This window comes from Mesorhizobium sp. M1307 (assembly GCF_040318155.1).
Taxonomy (GTDB): Bacteria; Pseudomonadota; Alphaproteobacteria; order Rhizobiales; family Rhizobiaceae; genus Mesorhizobium.
Window position 1 is genome coordinate 141,107 of record NZ_JAMYLR010000003.1, and the last position, 13,644, is coordinate 154,750.

At 63.4% G+C, this 13,644-nt stretch carries 14 protein-coding genes; 2 read left to right on the top strand and 12 right to left on the bottom strand.

What is annotated here, in order from left to right; translation table 11 throughout:
• Window position 1 precedes the first annotated feature (1 nt).
• On the bottom strand, window positions 2–598 hold the full coding sequence (locus tag NKH16_RS06395) for a histidine phosphatase family protein (protein ID WP_352874781.1): 597 nt from the start codon (window positions 596–598) through the stop codon (window positions 2–4).
• Window positions 595–1,698 carry an inositol-3-phosphate synthase gene (locus tag NKH16_RS06400; protein ID WP_352451533.1) on the bottom strand — a complete coding sequence of 368 codons (1,104 nt, stop codon included), beginning with the start codon at window positions 1,696–1,698 and terminating at the stop codon, window positions 595–597. Before NKH16_RS06400 ends, NKH16_RS06395 begins: the two co-directional genes overlap by 4 nt.
• A 152-nt stretch (window positions 1,699–1,850) precedes the next feature.
• Between NKH16_RS06400 and NKH16_RS06405 the strand changes: the two genes are divergently transcribed.
• Window positions 1,851–3,683 (top strand): hypothetical protein, encoded by a 1,833-nt coding sequence (locus tag NKH16_RS06405; protein WP_352874779.1) that lies wholly within the window; start codon window positions 1,851–1,853, stop codon window positions 3,681–3,683.
• Here the strand turns inward: NKH16_RS06405 and NKH16_RS06410 are convergent.
• The 9 genes from NKH16_RS06410 to NKH16_RS06450 are packed head-to-tail and all read right to left on the bottom strand — an operon-like array spanning window position 3,620 to window position 12,886.
• Window positions 3,620–3,979 carry a hypothetical protein gene (locus NKH16_RS06410; protein ID WP_352898821.1) on the bottom strand — a complete coding sequence of 120 codons (360 nt, stop codon included), beginning with the start codon at window positions 3,977–3,979 and terminating at the stop codon, window positions 3,620–3,622. The genes NKH16_RS06405 and NKH16_RS06410 overlap by 64 nt on opposite strands.
• Window positions 3,927–4,973, bottom strand: coding sequence for a UDP-glucuronic acid decarboxylase family protein (locus NKH16_RS06415; protein WP_352451536.1), 1,047 nt, complete (start codon window positions 4,971–4,973; stop codon window positions 3,927–3,929). Before NKH16_RS06415 ends, NKH16_RS06410 begins: the two co-directional genes overlap by 53 nt.
• Window positions 4,974–4,996: 23 nt before the next feature.
• The gene (locus NKH16_RS06420; protein WP_352451537.1) at window positions 4,997–6,106 is read right to left on the bottom strand and encodes a CgeB family protein; all 1,110 of its coding nucleotides are present in this window, start codon (window positions 6,104–6,106) and stop codon (window positions 4,997–4,999) included.
• Window positions 6,103–7,197, bottom strand: a complete 1,095-nt coding sequence (locus NKH16_RS06425) for a CgeB family protein (RefSeq protein WP_352833531.1) — start codon at window positions 7,195–7,197, stop codon at window positions 6,103–6,105. Before NKH16_RS06425 ends, NKH16_RS06420 begins: the two co-directional genes overlap by 4 nt.
• Window positions 7,194–8,324 (bottom strand): CgeB family protein, encoded by a 1,131-nt coding sequence (locus NKH16_RS06430; protein ID WP_352451539.1) that lies wholly within the window; start codon window positions 8,322–8,324, stop codon window positions 7,194–7,196. Before NKH16_RS06430 ends, NKH16_RS06425 begins: the two co-directional genes overlap by 4 nt.
• A 2-nt stretch (window positions 8,325–8,326) precedes the next feature.
• Window positions 8,327–9,430, bottom strand: a complete 1,104-nt coding sequence (locus NKH16_RS06435) for a glycosyltransferase family 4 protein (protein WP_352874775.1) — start codon at window positions 9,428–9,430, stop codon at window positions 8,327–8,329.
• Window positions 9,415–10,707: a TIGR04295 family B12-binding domain-containing radical SAM protein gene (locus NKH16_RS06440; RefSeq protein WP_352874773.1), complete on the bottom strand. Its 1,293-nt coding sequence runs from the start codon at window positions 10,705–10,707 to the stop codon at window positions 9,415–9,417. The genes NKH16_RS06435 and NKH16_RS06440 overlap by 16 nt, the downstream gene beginning before the upstream one ends.
• A complete protein-coding gene (locus NKH16_RS06445; RefSeq protein WP_352874771.1) occupies window positions 10,704–11,783 on the bottom strand; it encodes an NAD-dependent epimerase/dehydratase family protein in 1,080 nt (359 codons plus the stop codon). The genes NKH16_RS06440 and NKH16_RS06445 overlap by 4 nt, the downstream gene beginning before the upstream one ends.
• Entirely contained in the window at window positions 11,780–12,886 is a 1,107-nt protein-coding gene (locus NKH16_RS06450; protein WP_352874769.1) for an NAD-dependent epimerase/dehydratase family protein, read from the bottom strand. Before NKH16_RS06450 ends, NKH16_RS06445 begins: the two co-directional genes overlap by 4 nt.
• 260 nt (window positions 12,887–13,146) lie before the next feature.
• Here NKH16_RS06450 and NKH16_RS06455 point away from each other — a divergent pair, with 260 nt between their 5' ends.
• Window positions 13,147–13,419: a hypothetical protein gene (locus NKH16_RS06455; protein ID WP_352451544.1), complete on the top strand. Its 273-nt coding sequence runs from the start codon at window positions 13,147–13,149 to the stop codon at window positions 13,417–13,419.
• Window positions 13,420–13,425: 6 nt separating this feature from the next.
• Here NKH16_RS06455 and NKH16_RS06460 read toward each other — a convergent pair whose 3' ends face one another.
• Window positions 13,426–13,608: a LexA family transcriptional regulator gene (locus tag NKH16_RS06460; protein WP_352451545.1), complete on the bottom strand. Its 183-nt coding sequence runs from the start codon at window positions 13,606–13,608 to the stop codon at window positions 13,426–13,428.
• Window positions 13,609–13,644: the final 36 nt, after the last annotated feature.

Below are 13,644 nucleotides of genomic sequence, written 5' to 3' on the forward strand. Positions count from 1 at the left end.
GTCAGGCAGCTTCGTTGAGTCTGATCAGCTTCGACCCCCAGTCCCCCCAAACAACCGTGGTGATCGACGCTGGGTCGATATCGAAGCGAAAGCAGTTTCCCAGCGACAGGCCGAGCACCTTGCACACGGCGGCCTTGATGACGTCGGCATGGCTGACAAGTGCGACGCCCTGGTTCTGGTAGGTGCCGAGGACCTGCTCGATCAATGAGACGACGCGTTGCTGCACGTCCAGCATGGTCTCGCCGCTCGGTGTTCTCGCCTGCTGACGCTGGTCGTTCCACACTCGCCAGTCGGCATCCTGGTTCAGCTCTTCGAAGGTCTTTCCCGACCAGGTGCCGAAGTCGATCTCATCGAGTTCCTCGCGGATCACGATCTCACCGGCATTGCAGGCGAGCGCGATCGGGTTGGCAGTCTCCTGCGTGCGTTCGCGCGGGCTGCAGAAGATTGCCGCTATCGCCTCGCGTGCCATGCGGTCTGCCAGATGCGAGGCCTGTGCCTTGCCGGCTTCGCCGAGGCAAACGCCGGCCATCCGTCCGGCAAGATAACAGCCGACATTGTCGTGCGCGGCGTGGCGCACCAGAAAGAACGTCGTCGTCATTCCGCGGCATCGAGCATCGGCTCGTCCTTGCCGGCGATGAAAGAGAGCGTGCGCTGGCGGGCTTCCGCGTCGGTGAACTGCTCGGGCGGCGATTTCATGAAATAGCTGCAGGGACCGGTCAGCGCGCCCGCGATACCGCGGTCGAGCGCCAGCTTGGCGCAACGCACCGCATCGATGACGACGCCGGCCGAATTGGGCGAATCCCACACTTCCAGCTTGAGCTCGGCATTCAGCGGCACACCGCCGAAGGTCGTGCCTTCGACCCGGATATAGGCCCACTTGCGATCGGTCAGCCACGGGACATGGTCGCTCGGCCCGACGTGAATGTTGCCGGGCTCCAGGGGAACGTCGATCTGGCTGGTGACGGATTGCGTCTTTGAGATCTTCTTCGATTCCAGTCGCTCGCGCTCCAGCATGTTGAGGAAGTCGGTGTTGCCGCCGAAATTGAGCTGGTAGGTGCGATCGATACGCACGCCGCGCTCGCGGAACAGGTTGGCGAGCAGACGATGTACGATCGTCGCACCGACCTGGCTCTTGATGTCGTCGCCGATCAGCGGCAGGCCGTGCTGCTCGAAGCGGCGGCGCCACTCCGGCCGCGAGGCGATGAAGACGGGTATGCAGTTGACGAAGGCGCAGCCGGCCTCGAGCGCGCACTCGGCATAAAAGCGCGTTGCCTCCTCCGAACCGACAGGCAGATAGGACACCAGGATTTCGGCGCCGCTTTCGGCGAGGATCTTGCTGATGTTGGCGACGGGGTCGTCGGCCTCCTGAATCTCGTCGCGCAGATATTTGCCGATGCCGTCCAGTGTCGGCCCGCGTTCGACGCGAACGCCGGTAGCCGCCACATCGGCAAAGCGGAAAGTATTGTTCGGCGCGCTGTAGATCGCGTCCGCCACATCGCGTCCGACCTTGCCCTTGGCGACGTCGAAAGCGCAGACCACTTCGATGTCCTTGACATGATAGCCGCCAAGATCGGCATGCATCAGCCCGGGTATGGGCTCATTGCTCCTTGCGTCGCGGTAATAGGTGATGCCCTGAACAAGGGAGGAGGCGCAGTTGCCGACGCCGACTATTCCGATCCGAACTTTCTTCGATCCCACGAAACCGCTGCCTATGCTGTTGAAGGTAAGTTCTTCGTGCCAAACCGCCTGCCTCGCTGATTGTTCCTTGCCGGCTGCAAAAATCGTGCAACCGATGGTGGATCAAAGTAGCGCTCGCCGAGTTGTGCAGTCAGGCCAACCGGGACGGGACAATGATCGTCTATGGCGACCACAAGCGAATTGAGAGCGCGCGATATGTTCGCGGCTCGGCCTGCGAAGCGGCCGGGCACATTGCGGACATGCCAAGTGGGATCGAACGCCACGCAGCCCTGGTCGGCCTGTTCATCAAGACCTCGGAATTGGTCCAGGGCCTTGCCGATGCTGAATTCGAGGCCAACGGCATGGACAGGAATTCCCGACAGCGGATCGCGGGCGCAAATCTCCTGGTCGGCTTGGCCCGGGACGTGGGCAGATCGTGGGCGGCCGGATTCGCCATCGACGGCCCGGTCCGTGCGGACGTACCGCGAATGCTGGCCGAATTCGATTGCGACGGCGAAATCCTCATTGGCACGGCCGAGGGATATGCTCACTATGCGCTCTATCCGGAAAGCTATTTCGTCGCCGCGCGGCAGTCGGTTCTCGATGCGAACACATGCGTAATCGGCATCCGCAGCATCGGCCTGGGGCTTGCAGCGATGGTGGCTGCAGCCATCGGCGCACCGGCACCCGTCGGTGTCCGTCCGATCGGTCACCCGTTCCGCAGGCGGCTTGCCGCCGATCCGGAACTGATCAGTAGCTGGATGACGAAGCCGTCGGCCCGCTTTGCCATCGTCGACGAAGGCCCGGGCCTGTCAGGCAGTTCGTTTCACGCCGTCGTCGCATGGCTGCAAAGGCTGGGCATCGATCCCGGGCGCATCCATCTGTTCCCCAGCCATTCGGGTGGGCCGGGTCCCGAGGCATCGGCGGACAGTCGTGAGGCATGGACGGTTTGCCAAAAACACACCGCGGATTTCGAACGGACTTTCCCCGCTGGATCCGCTGTCCCGACGTTGCGGGATTGGGTGGCCAGGACGATCGGCCGCACAGCGGCCAGCCTGACCGAAACATCCGCCGGAGAGTGGCGTCGCTTTCGAGACAGGACGGAGGAACATTGGCCACCCGTTCACCGCGGCTTCGAGCGGCGAAAGTTTCTTGCTTCTGCGGGCCGGGAAAAATGGTCGGTCAAATTCGTCGGCCTCGGTGAAATCGGAATGCACAAGGCCGAGACTGCCAGGAGGCTGCATGACGCAGGCTTTGGCCCGGACATTGCCGGGCTGTGCCATGGCTTCCTCGTTGAACGCTGGATCGACGGTACAACGCTGGACCGGGCAAGGCATTCGAAAGAAAAAATGGTCGCTCATCTCGCGCGCTATCTGTCCTGGCGCGCAGCCAATCTGCCCGCGTCCGAGCCGGGCGCCTCGCTGGAGGCGCTTGCCGACATGGCCTTGCGGAATACAAGTGAGGCGCTGGGCGAAAGCCGCGCGGCGGAGCTGCGGAACTGGTTCTCGAAACAGGCTCCACCAAAGACCATGCAGCGGGTCGAAATCGACGGGCGGCTTCATCCGTGGGAGTTCATCCTTTCGCGCGGCGGAACGCTGATCAAGACGGACGCCCTCGACCATTGTCGGTCGCACGATCTGGTCGGCTGCCAGGACATCGCCTGGGACATTGCCGGCGCCCGTGTCGAGTACAGCCTCGCCGACGCGGCGACTGCGGCACTGTGCAAAGCTGTCGAGGCGACTACGTCTCGTCCCGTCGATGCCAATCTGGTCCACTACTACGAGCCCTGCTATCTCGCCTTCCAGCTTGGCTTGTGGAGCATGGCTGAGCGATCGGGCGATGATCGGGAACAAATCCGGCTGGCGGCCGCGGCAAGACGTTACGCTGCCGCGCTGCTTCGTTTCCTGGAAAGCCAAGGCGACCTGCCGCCGCTCGACCAGGATCAGTCCAGCCGGCGCAGCATATCCGCTTCCTTTTCGAGGATGGCCGCTACCTCCTCGCGCTGAAGATGCGTCATCATCAGGCTCACACAACATTCCAGATAGGTGATGGAGGCGCGCCGCAGGAAGGCAGCCGTCTCCTTTGCGGCCGTTTGTTCGATGTCTTTGGCGGATCGCTTCGGATGCACAATCGTCTCCATGCCGGTACCTTGACAGAACCAGAAGCTGGACGGGTTGTTCCCGCGACGAGAAAAAGTGACCAAATCCGAGACGACGGCGCTTTCATGCAGCGGCCAGACGCTCCCCGCCTCAGGCCGGCAGGTTTTGCAGCCGGCCTGAGGCAGAACGCACGGTGGCGGCAATTCGACGTCTTCTGTCGACCATCTGCGCCGTCTCAAGCTCGGCAAAATAGGCGATTGTGCGCATCAAACCCTGCCTGAGCGGCACTTTGGGCGACCAGCCGAGAAGCTTCCTTGCACGGGAAATGTCGGGTTGCCGACGACGAGGATCGTCTTGCGGCAGCGGCAGGAATTTCAAGTCCGATTTGGTGGCGGTCATGCCTCTCACCAGGCCCGCCAGTTGCAGGATGGTGAACTCCCCCGGATTGCCTAGATTGATCGGCTGGCGCGGGTTGGGATTGACCTCCATCAACCGGATCAAGCCGTCGACCAGATCGGAAACGTAGCAGAACGACCTGGTCTGCAGCCCGTCGCCGAATATCGTCAGCGGCCGTCTCTCGAGTGCCTGCATGATCAGATTGGAAACGATCCGTCCATCCGCAGGATCCATCCTGGGACCATAGGTGTTGAAGATGCGCGCTACACGGATATCGGCCTTTCCCATTCTCAAATAATCGAAGCACAAGGTTTCGGCGGTGCGCTTGCCTTCGTCATAGCAGGCGCGGGGGCCGATGCAGTTCACGTGGCCGACATAGTCTTCCTTCTGCGGATGCTGTTCGGGATCGCCATAAATTTCGCTGGTGGACGCCTGCAGGAACCGGGCGCCATTGCGGGCGGCGAGCTCCAGCAGATTGAGCGTTCCGATGACGCAAGTCCGCGTCGTATGGACCGGGTCGGCCTGGTAACGCGGCGGCGAGGCCGCGCACGCCATGTTGAAGATGCGATCCACCGGCTCGCCAAGCTCCAACGGTCGGCAAATGTCCTGCTTGATCAACCGAAAATCCGGACGATCGGCGATCGATGCTATGTTCTCCATACGGCCGGTAAGGAAATTGTCGACGCAGATCACGCGCCAGCCGGTCTGGAGCATTGTCTCGCAAAGATGCGAACCGAGGAAACCGGCGCCGCCGGCGACAAGCACGGTCCTGGTCCGTTGCGCCTTTCTTGATAGCTGCATCTCTATTTTCTCCCGTCTGCGGGTCATGCTGCACTCTCGACATCCAGATCGAGAGCAGAACGTGGCGATTTGGCCTGCGCCAGCAGCGAAACGAATTCGCGGGCTCTCGCGGTGCTTGTGTGGGCTGCCAGGATGAGCGCGCGCGCTTGCCTGGCCATGGCAAGCCGGGCGCTGTCGGATTCCCCAGACAGGATGCCGATCACGTCCTCGGTCCTGCGCGCCATGTGGATCGTTTGCCCCGGAAACAGGCTGTCCAGTCCCGCCCAGCTATCGCTGATGATCGCCGTGCCGCAGGCGGCTGCCTCGAAGAGGCGCACGCTGGGCGACCATCCGGCCGCGATCATGGAACTGCGCGTGACGTTCAACGTATAGCGTTGGCGGCTGTAAAAGGCGGCGTGATCTGCCGGCGGCAGGTGTTCGATGCGATCCACATTGTCCGGCCAGGCGATTTCGCGCGGATATTGCGAGCCTGCCACGACGAAGCGGCGCTCCGGCATGCGACGCGCCGGTTCGAACAGCAGGGCCTCCAGCGTCGCCTGGCGGTCGGGGCTGTAGGTGCCGAGATAGCCGAGATCCCAGCGGATTGGATCACCGGTTCCGTGATGCCGTTCCGGGTCGACGGAGCAGTAGAGCGGCTCGGCCCGCCTCGCGCCGAATTCCGCCGTCAGACGGGCAAGCGTCGGCCCGCCGGTGAAGGAGAAGTAGACGTCGAAATACGGGACCTGCCGCCTGGCAATGTACTCGCAATCATCGGTCGAAAGCTTTGCCAGCGTGATCGGCGTGTCGATGTCGTAGAAGCAGAACTGACCCGTGCATAGCGATGCCACGACGTCGATGATTTCAGGGCCTTCGGGAACGAAGGAGCCGACGACCACGATATCGGCATCGCGCAGGCAGCGCGCAAAATTGCGGCGAAGATCATCGATCGTTTCATAGTAGCGCAAGGCGCAGAAATCGGGATCGCGCAGATCCCGGTGACTTGCGTACCACGGCACGTCGCGTTCGAGAAAGGTGACGCGGTGACCGAGTTCGTGGAAACCTTTAAGCAGCCCCCGAAAGGTGGTGGCGTGGCCGTTTCCCCAGGATGAGGAGAGCGACAGGCCAAGAAAGACGATGTCGAGCGGCTTTGTCATTCGGCCGCCTCCACGGTCGGACGCTCGAAATGGCGCCTGAAGATAGCGTCGGCTAAAACGGCACGTGTCGTATAGGTATGTTCGCCAAGCACGCGCCGAAGCGCCGATGTCCCGATCGCCTTAGCCCGTTCGGCACTAAGGCTTTGCATGATCTCGGCGACGTCCTCGCCATCGCGCGCGACCAGGATTTCCTCGCCGGGTTTCAGGAACAGGTCGACGCCGAGCCAGGCGTCGGTGATGAGGCATGCGCCGGCGCCCGCCGCCTCAAAAACGCGCGTCGCAGGTGAAAAGCCATTGGCCGCCATGCTGTCGCGGCTGATGTTCAGCACCGCCTTGGCCGTGACGTTCAATGCATTGTGGTCGCGCGTGCCGACATGGCCGAGCCATCGGACATTGGCGGGCATCTGCTTGTCGCCCCAGCCCGATCCGCCGAGCAGGAAGCGCTGATCGGCGGAGCGGCCGGCCGGGTCGAGGAAGAAGGCCTCGACGCGCGCCTCGCGGTCCGGCAGCCGGTTGCCGAGAAAGGCGAGATCGCAGGCAAAGCGAATGTCCTTGCCGACCGGATGATGCGTTTCCGGATCGAGCGCGTTGTAGATCGGCACGCATTCGGCCGCCCCCATTGCCCGATAGGCCCAGACCACCGGGTCGCCGCCGCCATAGGTCAGCACCAAGTCGATTTCCTGCAGCGCGCGATGCAGCGGATGGTCGGGCTCGTCGCGCAACTGGCCAAGCGTCGCCGGCGCATCGACATCCCAGAATACGGTGAGCGCACCGGCACGGGCGTGATCGAGCACCGCCCGCAACAGCGCGTCGTCGGCGAAACCGACGCCGCTCGCCTTGACGACGATATCTGCCTCCGCCGCCCGCGCCGCCACCTGCATCAGCGCCTGTGGGGTCGCCTCATAGACGACGACGGCACACCAGTCCGGCGCCTCGATGTCGCGGTTCTTCTGGCGATCGTAGACATCGGGCTCATAGAAGGTGATGTCATAGCCGAGCCTGGCCAGAGCCTTGAGCAGCCCGCGGTAATAGGTGGCCGCGCCGTTCCAGTAGGACGACAGCAGGCTTGACCCGTAAAATGCAATCTTCATTCGGCGGCCTCCGTTGCAAGGATCGTGTCGGCGGCTTGGCGGCGCCCGCATTCGGCGAGCACGCCGAACAATTGATCCGCCCGGTGCCGGCATGTGTGCCGCAAGCGGATGGTCTCGAGGCCCGATGTCGCCAGAGAAGCGGCGAGATCCGCGTCGTGCAGCACGGCGCGAAGATGACGCCGCATCTCGGAACCGTTGTTTGCAAACAGAAAATCTACGCCGGGCCTGAACAGGCGTTCGACATCGGACCACGGCGCCGAAACGAGCGGGATGCCGCAGGCGAGCGCCTCGAACATGCGGATGGTCGGGATGCCGGGCAGGCTTTCGCGGTATGGACGCCTGGGGATGTGCACTGTGATGCGGTTTGCTGCAAACGCCTTCGGCACGTCGGCGTTGGCGATCCAACCTTCGTAGTGCAGGCCGGCGGCCGCAAGGTCGGCGAGCGCTTGCCGTGGATAGCGAACGCCGTGGACAGTGCCGCTCAATCCTAGCTCACGCACCGGCTCGACCAGGAATTCCCCGATTTCGGCGCTGCGCTCGTCGTCGCCCCAATTGCCGATCCAGATCAGGTCGGCGCTGCGCTCGATTTCAGGATGGGGCTGGAACAGATGGTCATCGGCTGCCTCGTGCCAGGTAAAGACCCGCTTGCCCCATCCGGCGCGAAGATAGCTTTCCCGCAGCGCCTCGCCGAAGGCGAGCACGCCGTCGTAATGTTCAAGCTGCAAGGCAGAAATCGCTTGCGTGGCCGAGATGGCGCGATGGTGCGTGTCGTGGAACAGCAGCGTGAAACGGCCGCCAGTTGCTTTCGCCTTGCCCAGCCGCGCAACAAGGTCCGGCTCGGTCCACTCATGCACGATCACCACATCGGCATCGGATATCCAGGCTTCGTGGTCGAAAGCGGCATCGTAGGTCACCGGCATCAACTCAGGGAAATCCTTCCGGAATCGCTCGATCGCGAAGGACCCTTTCTCGGCTACCAGGTTCGACCGGCTCCAACCGTCGGCGGGTTCCAGCGCGATCGCCTGGTGCCCGCGCGCGACCAGCTCGCGCATGATGCCGCGCAGGAAATGTGCGTTGCCGTGGTTCCAGTCGGAAACGATCGAATGGGTGTAGAATAAAAATCGCATAATCAATTATCCGCCATGGTGGCCAGGGCCGCCTTGTCGTAGACGCCGCGCATGGCGGTCGCCTGCCTTGCCAGTGAAAATCTGCGGCTTCGGCGCGCCGCCGCCTCACCGAGCTCTCGCCGGCGCTGCGCGTCAATGCAAAGGCCATTGATGCAGCTGGCGAGATCACTCGGATCGCGCACATCGTAGAACAGGGCCGCGCCGTCCCACAGTTCCCGGTAGGTCGCGATATCGGCAAGCACCAAGGGCGTTGCCGACATTGCGGCTTCCAGCGTGGCCAGGCCGAACGGTTCGTAGAGCGACGGCGATACGAAGATACCGGCCCGAGCCATCAGCGAGCGCACTTCCTCATGTGGCACCGGCCCGAGGGGAACGGCGCCACTGAAGCCAACATGCTGGCCGTCCGGCCCTTGCTGCGAGCCGGCGACGAAGACCGGCCATTGCGTCAGGGAGGCGGCCTGGTCAAGCACCGCCGCGTTCTTTCCTTCATCCCACCAGCGCGCAGCGGCGAAAACAATCGATTCCCGCCTTTCGCTCTTCGCGCCAGGCCGTGCGCCGTTGCCGACGACGCACAGGCGCGCGATCGGCCCGTAGCAGGTTTCGAGCATGTCGGCATGGCTGCGGCTGGGTGCAACGACAATGCCTGCTTTGTCGAGACCGCGCCGGTTGCGGTCCTTCTGCCAAGCCCATTCGCCGTCCGCCGCCTGTCCCTTGACGGCGTGGAACCATGTCACCACGCAGGAATGCGAGACCGCTACCACCGGGCAGGGCACATCGAGCCCGGCGGCCTGCGTCGGCGCGTTGAGATGGACGATTTCGACGGCGTAGTCACGTATGAGCGGGTGCAGCTCCTGCTGCAATGTGTCGAGGTCGTGCTCGTTGCGGGTCATCCAGTCGGGCGGCGTGTTGAGCCATGTCAGCGCCGCGAATGACTGGGCCTCCTCCGCCTGCTGCCTGGACGGTTCCGGACCAAGCCCGGCAAGCACGACGCTGTCGCCGCCGGCGACCAGTTGCCTGGCCAGATCGAGCGCATAACGCCAGACGCCCCCAACGGCATCGACAGTCATCAGGATACGCCGCGGCCGCGGGCTCAGTGTCCGCAACATGTGGCCTCCAATTCGGCCAGCGGACGCGGCCGCTTCTCCTGGATGTCGCTGAACGTTCGGAAGGATGCGAGATAATGTTCATGCGCGCGCTCCCAGGCGAGATCGTCCGGCTCGCCCCAAAGTTCGCGGTAGCTCGGCGAACTCGGATAAGGATAGAGCGGCACCGGTTCGTTGGCCCAAACGCCGTTGTCGATCAGGTGCTTCCGCCAATAATCGACGAGCGCGGGATCGTCCTCGACCACGCCGATCAGATTGGCCTGCACGAACGGCACGTGGCGCCTTGCGTCGACCAGCAACGCGGCCAGCTCCTCGGTGCCCAAACGGCAGCGTTTTGCCAGCATGGCGCGGCCTTCCACAGTCAGGCTTTCGAGCCCCGCCTCTATGGAGACGCAGCCGGCGGCGCCGAGCAGTCTCAGCAGTTCCGGTTTCCAGAGGTCGATACGGGTCTGCACGCCGAACTTCACATCGCGATCGACCAGCGCCTCCAGCAACGCCTTTTGCGGCAGGAAGATCTCGTCGATGAAGTAGATGTAGCCGACGCCCTGTGCGATCAGCCGGTCGATCTCGGCGATCACTGCCTCGTGGTTCCGGCGGCGATAGGCATCGCGGAAATCGATCTTGGCGCAGAAGCTGCAATTGTACGGGCAGCCGCGCGACGCCTCGACCTCCGCTCCGAAACCGACCTGATCATCGTCGAAGCGGTGATGGTGGTGCGAATGCGCGGCAATCCAGTCCGACGGCCATTCGAGCGGCGGGTGATCGATGAACGAGCTCGCATGCACGCCGCCGTTCGAGACCAGTTCTCCATCCTCGAAATGGGCCGTGGACGGCACCGCAGTCCAGTCGTCGCGCCGGGCAAGTTCCGCGACCACTTCCTCGCATTCGCCGCGCACGACAATGTCGACGCCAAGCTTGCGCAAAGTCGGCGTCGGCGTCGCCGAGCCATGCGGCCCGACGGCGACGGTGCGACCGCCGCGCCCGGCAAGATGATTGAGGAAATCGGCCGGCACGCGCAACTCGGGCGGTGCGCAGCGCCAGAACAGGTAGGTCGGCGCGGTGCTGACGACGGTCATGTCAGGCTCGAATGCGGCGACGCGATCGGCGAGCGCGGCGTTGTCGAGCTTCTGGATCTGCCCGTCCAGCATCAGCACCTCGTGGCCGGCTGCTTCGAGCAGCGCTTTCGAATAGCCGAGTTCGAGCGGCAGATGCGGCTGGCGGCAGCCGAAATAGATGCTGTCCTGGTACGTCCAGGACGGATTGACCAGAGCGACCCTCATGCCACGTACCTCGCCGGTTCGGGATGCGGGTCGAGGCGATGACGCTGCAGCCAGTCGGCGAGGTCGCGGATGCCGTTTTGCCACGGGACGTGCGCTTTCCATCCCAGTGCCGCCTCGATCGCCCGTGTGTCGGCGACGAAGAACGGTTGGTCGCCGGTGCGTTCGCGGTCGTAACGAATCGGAACGTCCCGTTTCGTTATGTTGCGGATCTCCTTCAGCAGCATGCGCAGGCTGACGGCGTTTTCCGGTCCGCCGCCGAGATTGAATGCTTGGCCCTTGATCGCCTCGATGCGGTCGAGCACGGCGCGATAAGCCGCGACCGCGTCGGCAACATGGAGGATGTCGCGCACCTGCTTGCCATCACCGTAGATGGTGATCGGCCGGTCGGAGAACGCGTTAAGCAGGAAATGGGCGACCCAGCCCTGATCCTCCGTCCCGAACTGGCGCGGTCCATAGATGCAGCTCATGCGCAGCACCGCCGTCGGCAGATCGTATGACTTGGCGTAGTCGAGGACATACTGGTCCGCCGCGCCCTTGGAGCAGCCATAGGGCGTGCAGAAATCGAGGCCGCGCGTCTCGTCGACGCCGTGCGCTCGGATGCCCGCATCGCAAGGCGCGTATCTGCCGTCTTCTTCGCGCATGGCAAGGTCGGCGAGGCGGCCATAGACCTTGTTGGTGCTGGCGAAAACGACGGGGATGCGCTTGCCGCTGCGGCGAGCGGCTTCCAGGACGTTGAACGTCCCGCGCAGGTTGATGTCGAAATCCTCGTCCGGCCGAACCAGGCTCGTGGTGACGGCGGTCTGCGCGGCAAAGTGGAAAACCGCCCTCGAGCCTGCCACCAACGGCGTGAGCGCCTCGGCGTCACGGACATCGGCGATTTCGACAGCGAGGCGGTTGCCGTGCTTTTGCGTCAGCCATTCCAGGTTCTGTTCGACGCCGGGACGGCTCAGATTGTCGATGACCAGCACCGGCTCGCCGTCCGACAACAGGCTGTCGGCGAGGTTCGAGCCGATGAAGCCGCTGCCGCCGATAATGGCGACGGGCGCATCGCGAAAATTGCGTGAATCCGGTCTCATGATACAAGCCCTCGCGCTTCGAGTTCCCGCTTCATCTCGGCGCTGCGATCGATGGCGACCGTGTTACGCACCCAGGCGACGAAATCGCCGAGCGAATGCTCCAGCCGGTGCTGCGGCTGGAAGCCGAGCAGTTCGCGCGCCTTGGAGATGTCGGCAAAGCAGTTGCGGATATCGCCGGAGCGTGCCTTGCCGAGGATTTCGGGCTGGCGGCCAGGCACGCCCATGGCTTCGGCGAGCAGCCGGGCGACCTCGCTGACCGCGTAGGCCCGCCCGCTGCCGATGTTGATGACGTGACCGCGCGCCTGGGGCTGTTCCAGCGCCAGCCGGAAGGCGAGGGCGACATCGCGTACATGAACGAAGTCGCGCTGCTGTTCGCCGTCTTCGAAAATCAGCGGCCGCTGGCCATTGGCGATGCGCGAGGCGAAGTTCGCCAACACGCCGGTATACGGGTTGGAGAGTGCCTGTCCGGCGCCGAAGACATTGAACAGGCGCAGCGCCACCGCATCGACGCCATAGGCTTCGCCGAAGATCAGTACGGCGCGTTCCTGGGCGTATTTTGTCAATGCGTAGATCGAGGCGAGGTCGACCGGTTTCTGCTCGTCGGTCGGCAGCGGCGACAGGACTTCACCTTCCGGCGACAGGGGATTCCATTGGCCGCTGCGGATGTCGTCCGGCTGCCGTCTTGCATTGTCGATGCGCCGGCCGTCCGGCGTGGCATAGAGACCCTCGCCATAGACGCTCATCGACGACGCAACGACGATCCGTTCGATCGGGCGTTTGATCAGCACTTCCAGCAACGTGGCGGTGCCGAGGTCGTTGGCGCCGACATAGCGGGCGATCTCGTACATGGACTGGCCGACGCCCACTTCAGCCGCCAGGTGAATGATCGCGTCGACATCGTCGACCGCCTCTGCGACGGCGTCGCGATCGCGAACGTCGCCTTTGATCAGCTTGGCGCCTGGCGGCAGGCTGATTGCCTCGCCGCCATGCACCTGGTCCAGCAGCGCATCGAGAATTGAAACCCCATAGCCATGTTCAACGAGTTCCTGGGCGACGTGGCGGCCGATGAAACCGCAGCCTCCCGTGACCAGTATACGTTTCACGACAACTCCTCATACGAATGGCTTTGCCGCCCCAAACTTCCGGGCGAAAGGTTTGTTCCCTTGCTTCAACAAAGTTCAGGAGGCTCGCCGGGGTAGGTTCAACCAGGCGTGGGAACATCGAAGGCTGCTTGGTGTTAGGAGCCATGTTCGACTAACCGCGCGCACATGCCGGGCAACAATGCATCTGCTGGTTGTGTGAGGGCAGACCGGAGCAACGCGTGAGATCTCGCGGCCTGCGGTGGAATCGAAGGGAGATTGCGATGTCTGAATCCAGGACGACCACCGATCACGACGAAATCCGCCGTTGGGCCGAGGACCGCGACGGGCGACCGGCGGTGGTGCGCACCAAGGGCGAGGGAGGCATACTGCGCATCGACTTCGGCGAGCCTGAAGAGACGTTCGAGCCCGTTGAATGGGACGAGTTCTTCAGGATCTTCGATGAGAACGAACTGGCGTTCCTCTACCAGGATGAGACCAGCGGCGGAAAGACTAGCCGCTTCAACAAGTTCGTCGAGCGCAGCCGGAAAGGCTAACATCGTCTAGTACCCCTGCACAGAGGATTCGACGGGTTCGATGGGTTGTAGCCTGGGTAGGATATCGGGTTTGACGAGCAGTTCAATGCTGCGCGCGAGGCCCGGTTGCCTGCGGATCAATCCGGCCCGCTCGAGGGTGAGCACCATCTGATGGACGGAAGGCGCGGTGACGCTGAAGAAGCGCTGCATGTCGCGTTGGCCGCAGAACTATTCGAGACGACGGAA

Bases quoted from the DNA above. Each gene is read 5' to 3' on its own strand.
- NKH16_RS06395 (WP_352874781.1), bottom strand. From the start codon at position 598: ATGACGACGACGTTCTTTCTGGTGCGCCACGCCGCGCACGACAATGTC.
- NKH16_RS06405 (WP_352874779.1), top strand. From the start codon at position 1,851: ATGATCGTCTATGGCGACCACAAGCGAATTGAGAGCGCGCGATATGTT.
- NKH16_RS06415 (WP_352451536.1), bottom strand. From the start codon at position 4,973: ATGCAGCTATCAAGAAAGGCGCAACGGACCAGGACCGTGCTTGTCGCC.
- NKH16_RS06420 (WP_352451537.1), bottom strand. From the start codon at position 6,106: ATGACAAAGCCGCTCGACATCGTCTTTCTTGGCCTGTCGCTCTCCTCA.
- NKH16_RS06425 (WP_352833531.1), bottom strand. From the start codon at position 7,197: ATGAAGATTGCATTTTACGGGTCAAGCCTGCTGTCGTCCTACTGGAAC.
- NKH16_RS06430 (WP_352451539.1), bottom strand. From the start codon at position 8,324: ATGCGATTTTTATTCTACACCCATTCGATCGTTTCCGACTGGAACCAC.
- NKH16_RS06435 (WP_352874775.1), bottom strand. From the start codon at position 9,430: ATGTTGCGGACACTGAGCCCGCGGCCGCGGCGTATCCTGATGACTGTC.
- NKH16_RS06440 (WP_352874773.1), bottom strand. From the start codon at position 10,707: ATGAGGGTCGCTCTGGTCAATCCGTCCTGGACGTACCAGGACAGCATC.
- NKH16_RS06445 (WP_352874771.1), bottom strand. From the start codon at position 11,783: ATGAGACCGGATTCACGCAATTTTCGCGATGCGCCCGTCGCCATTATC.
- NKH16_RS06455 (WP_352451544.1), top strand. From the start codon at position 13,147: ATGTCTGAATCCAGGACGACCACCGATCACGACGAAATCCGCCGTTGG.
- NKH16_RS06460 (WP_352451545.1), bottom strand. From the start codon at position 13,608: ATGCAGCGCTTCTTCAGCGTCACCGCGCCTTCCGTCCATCAGATGGTG.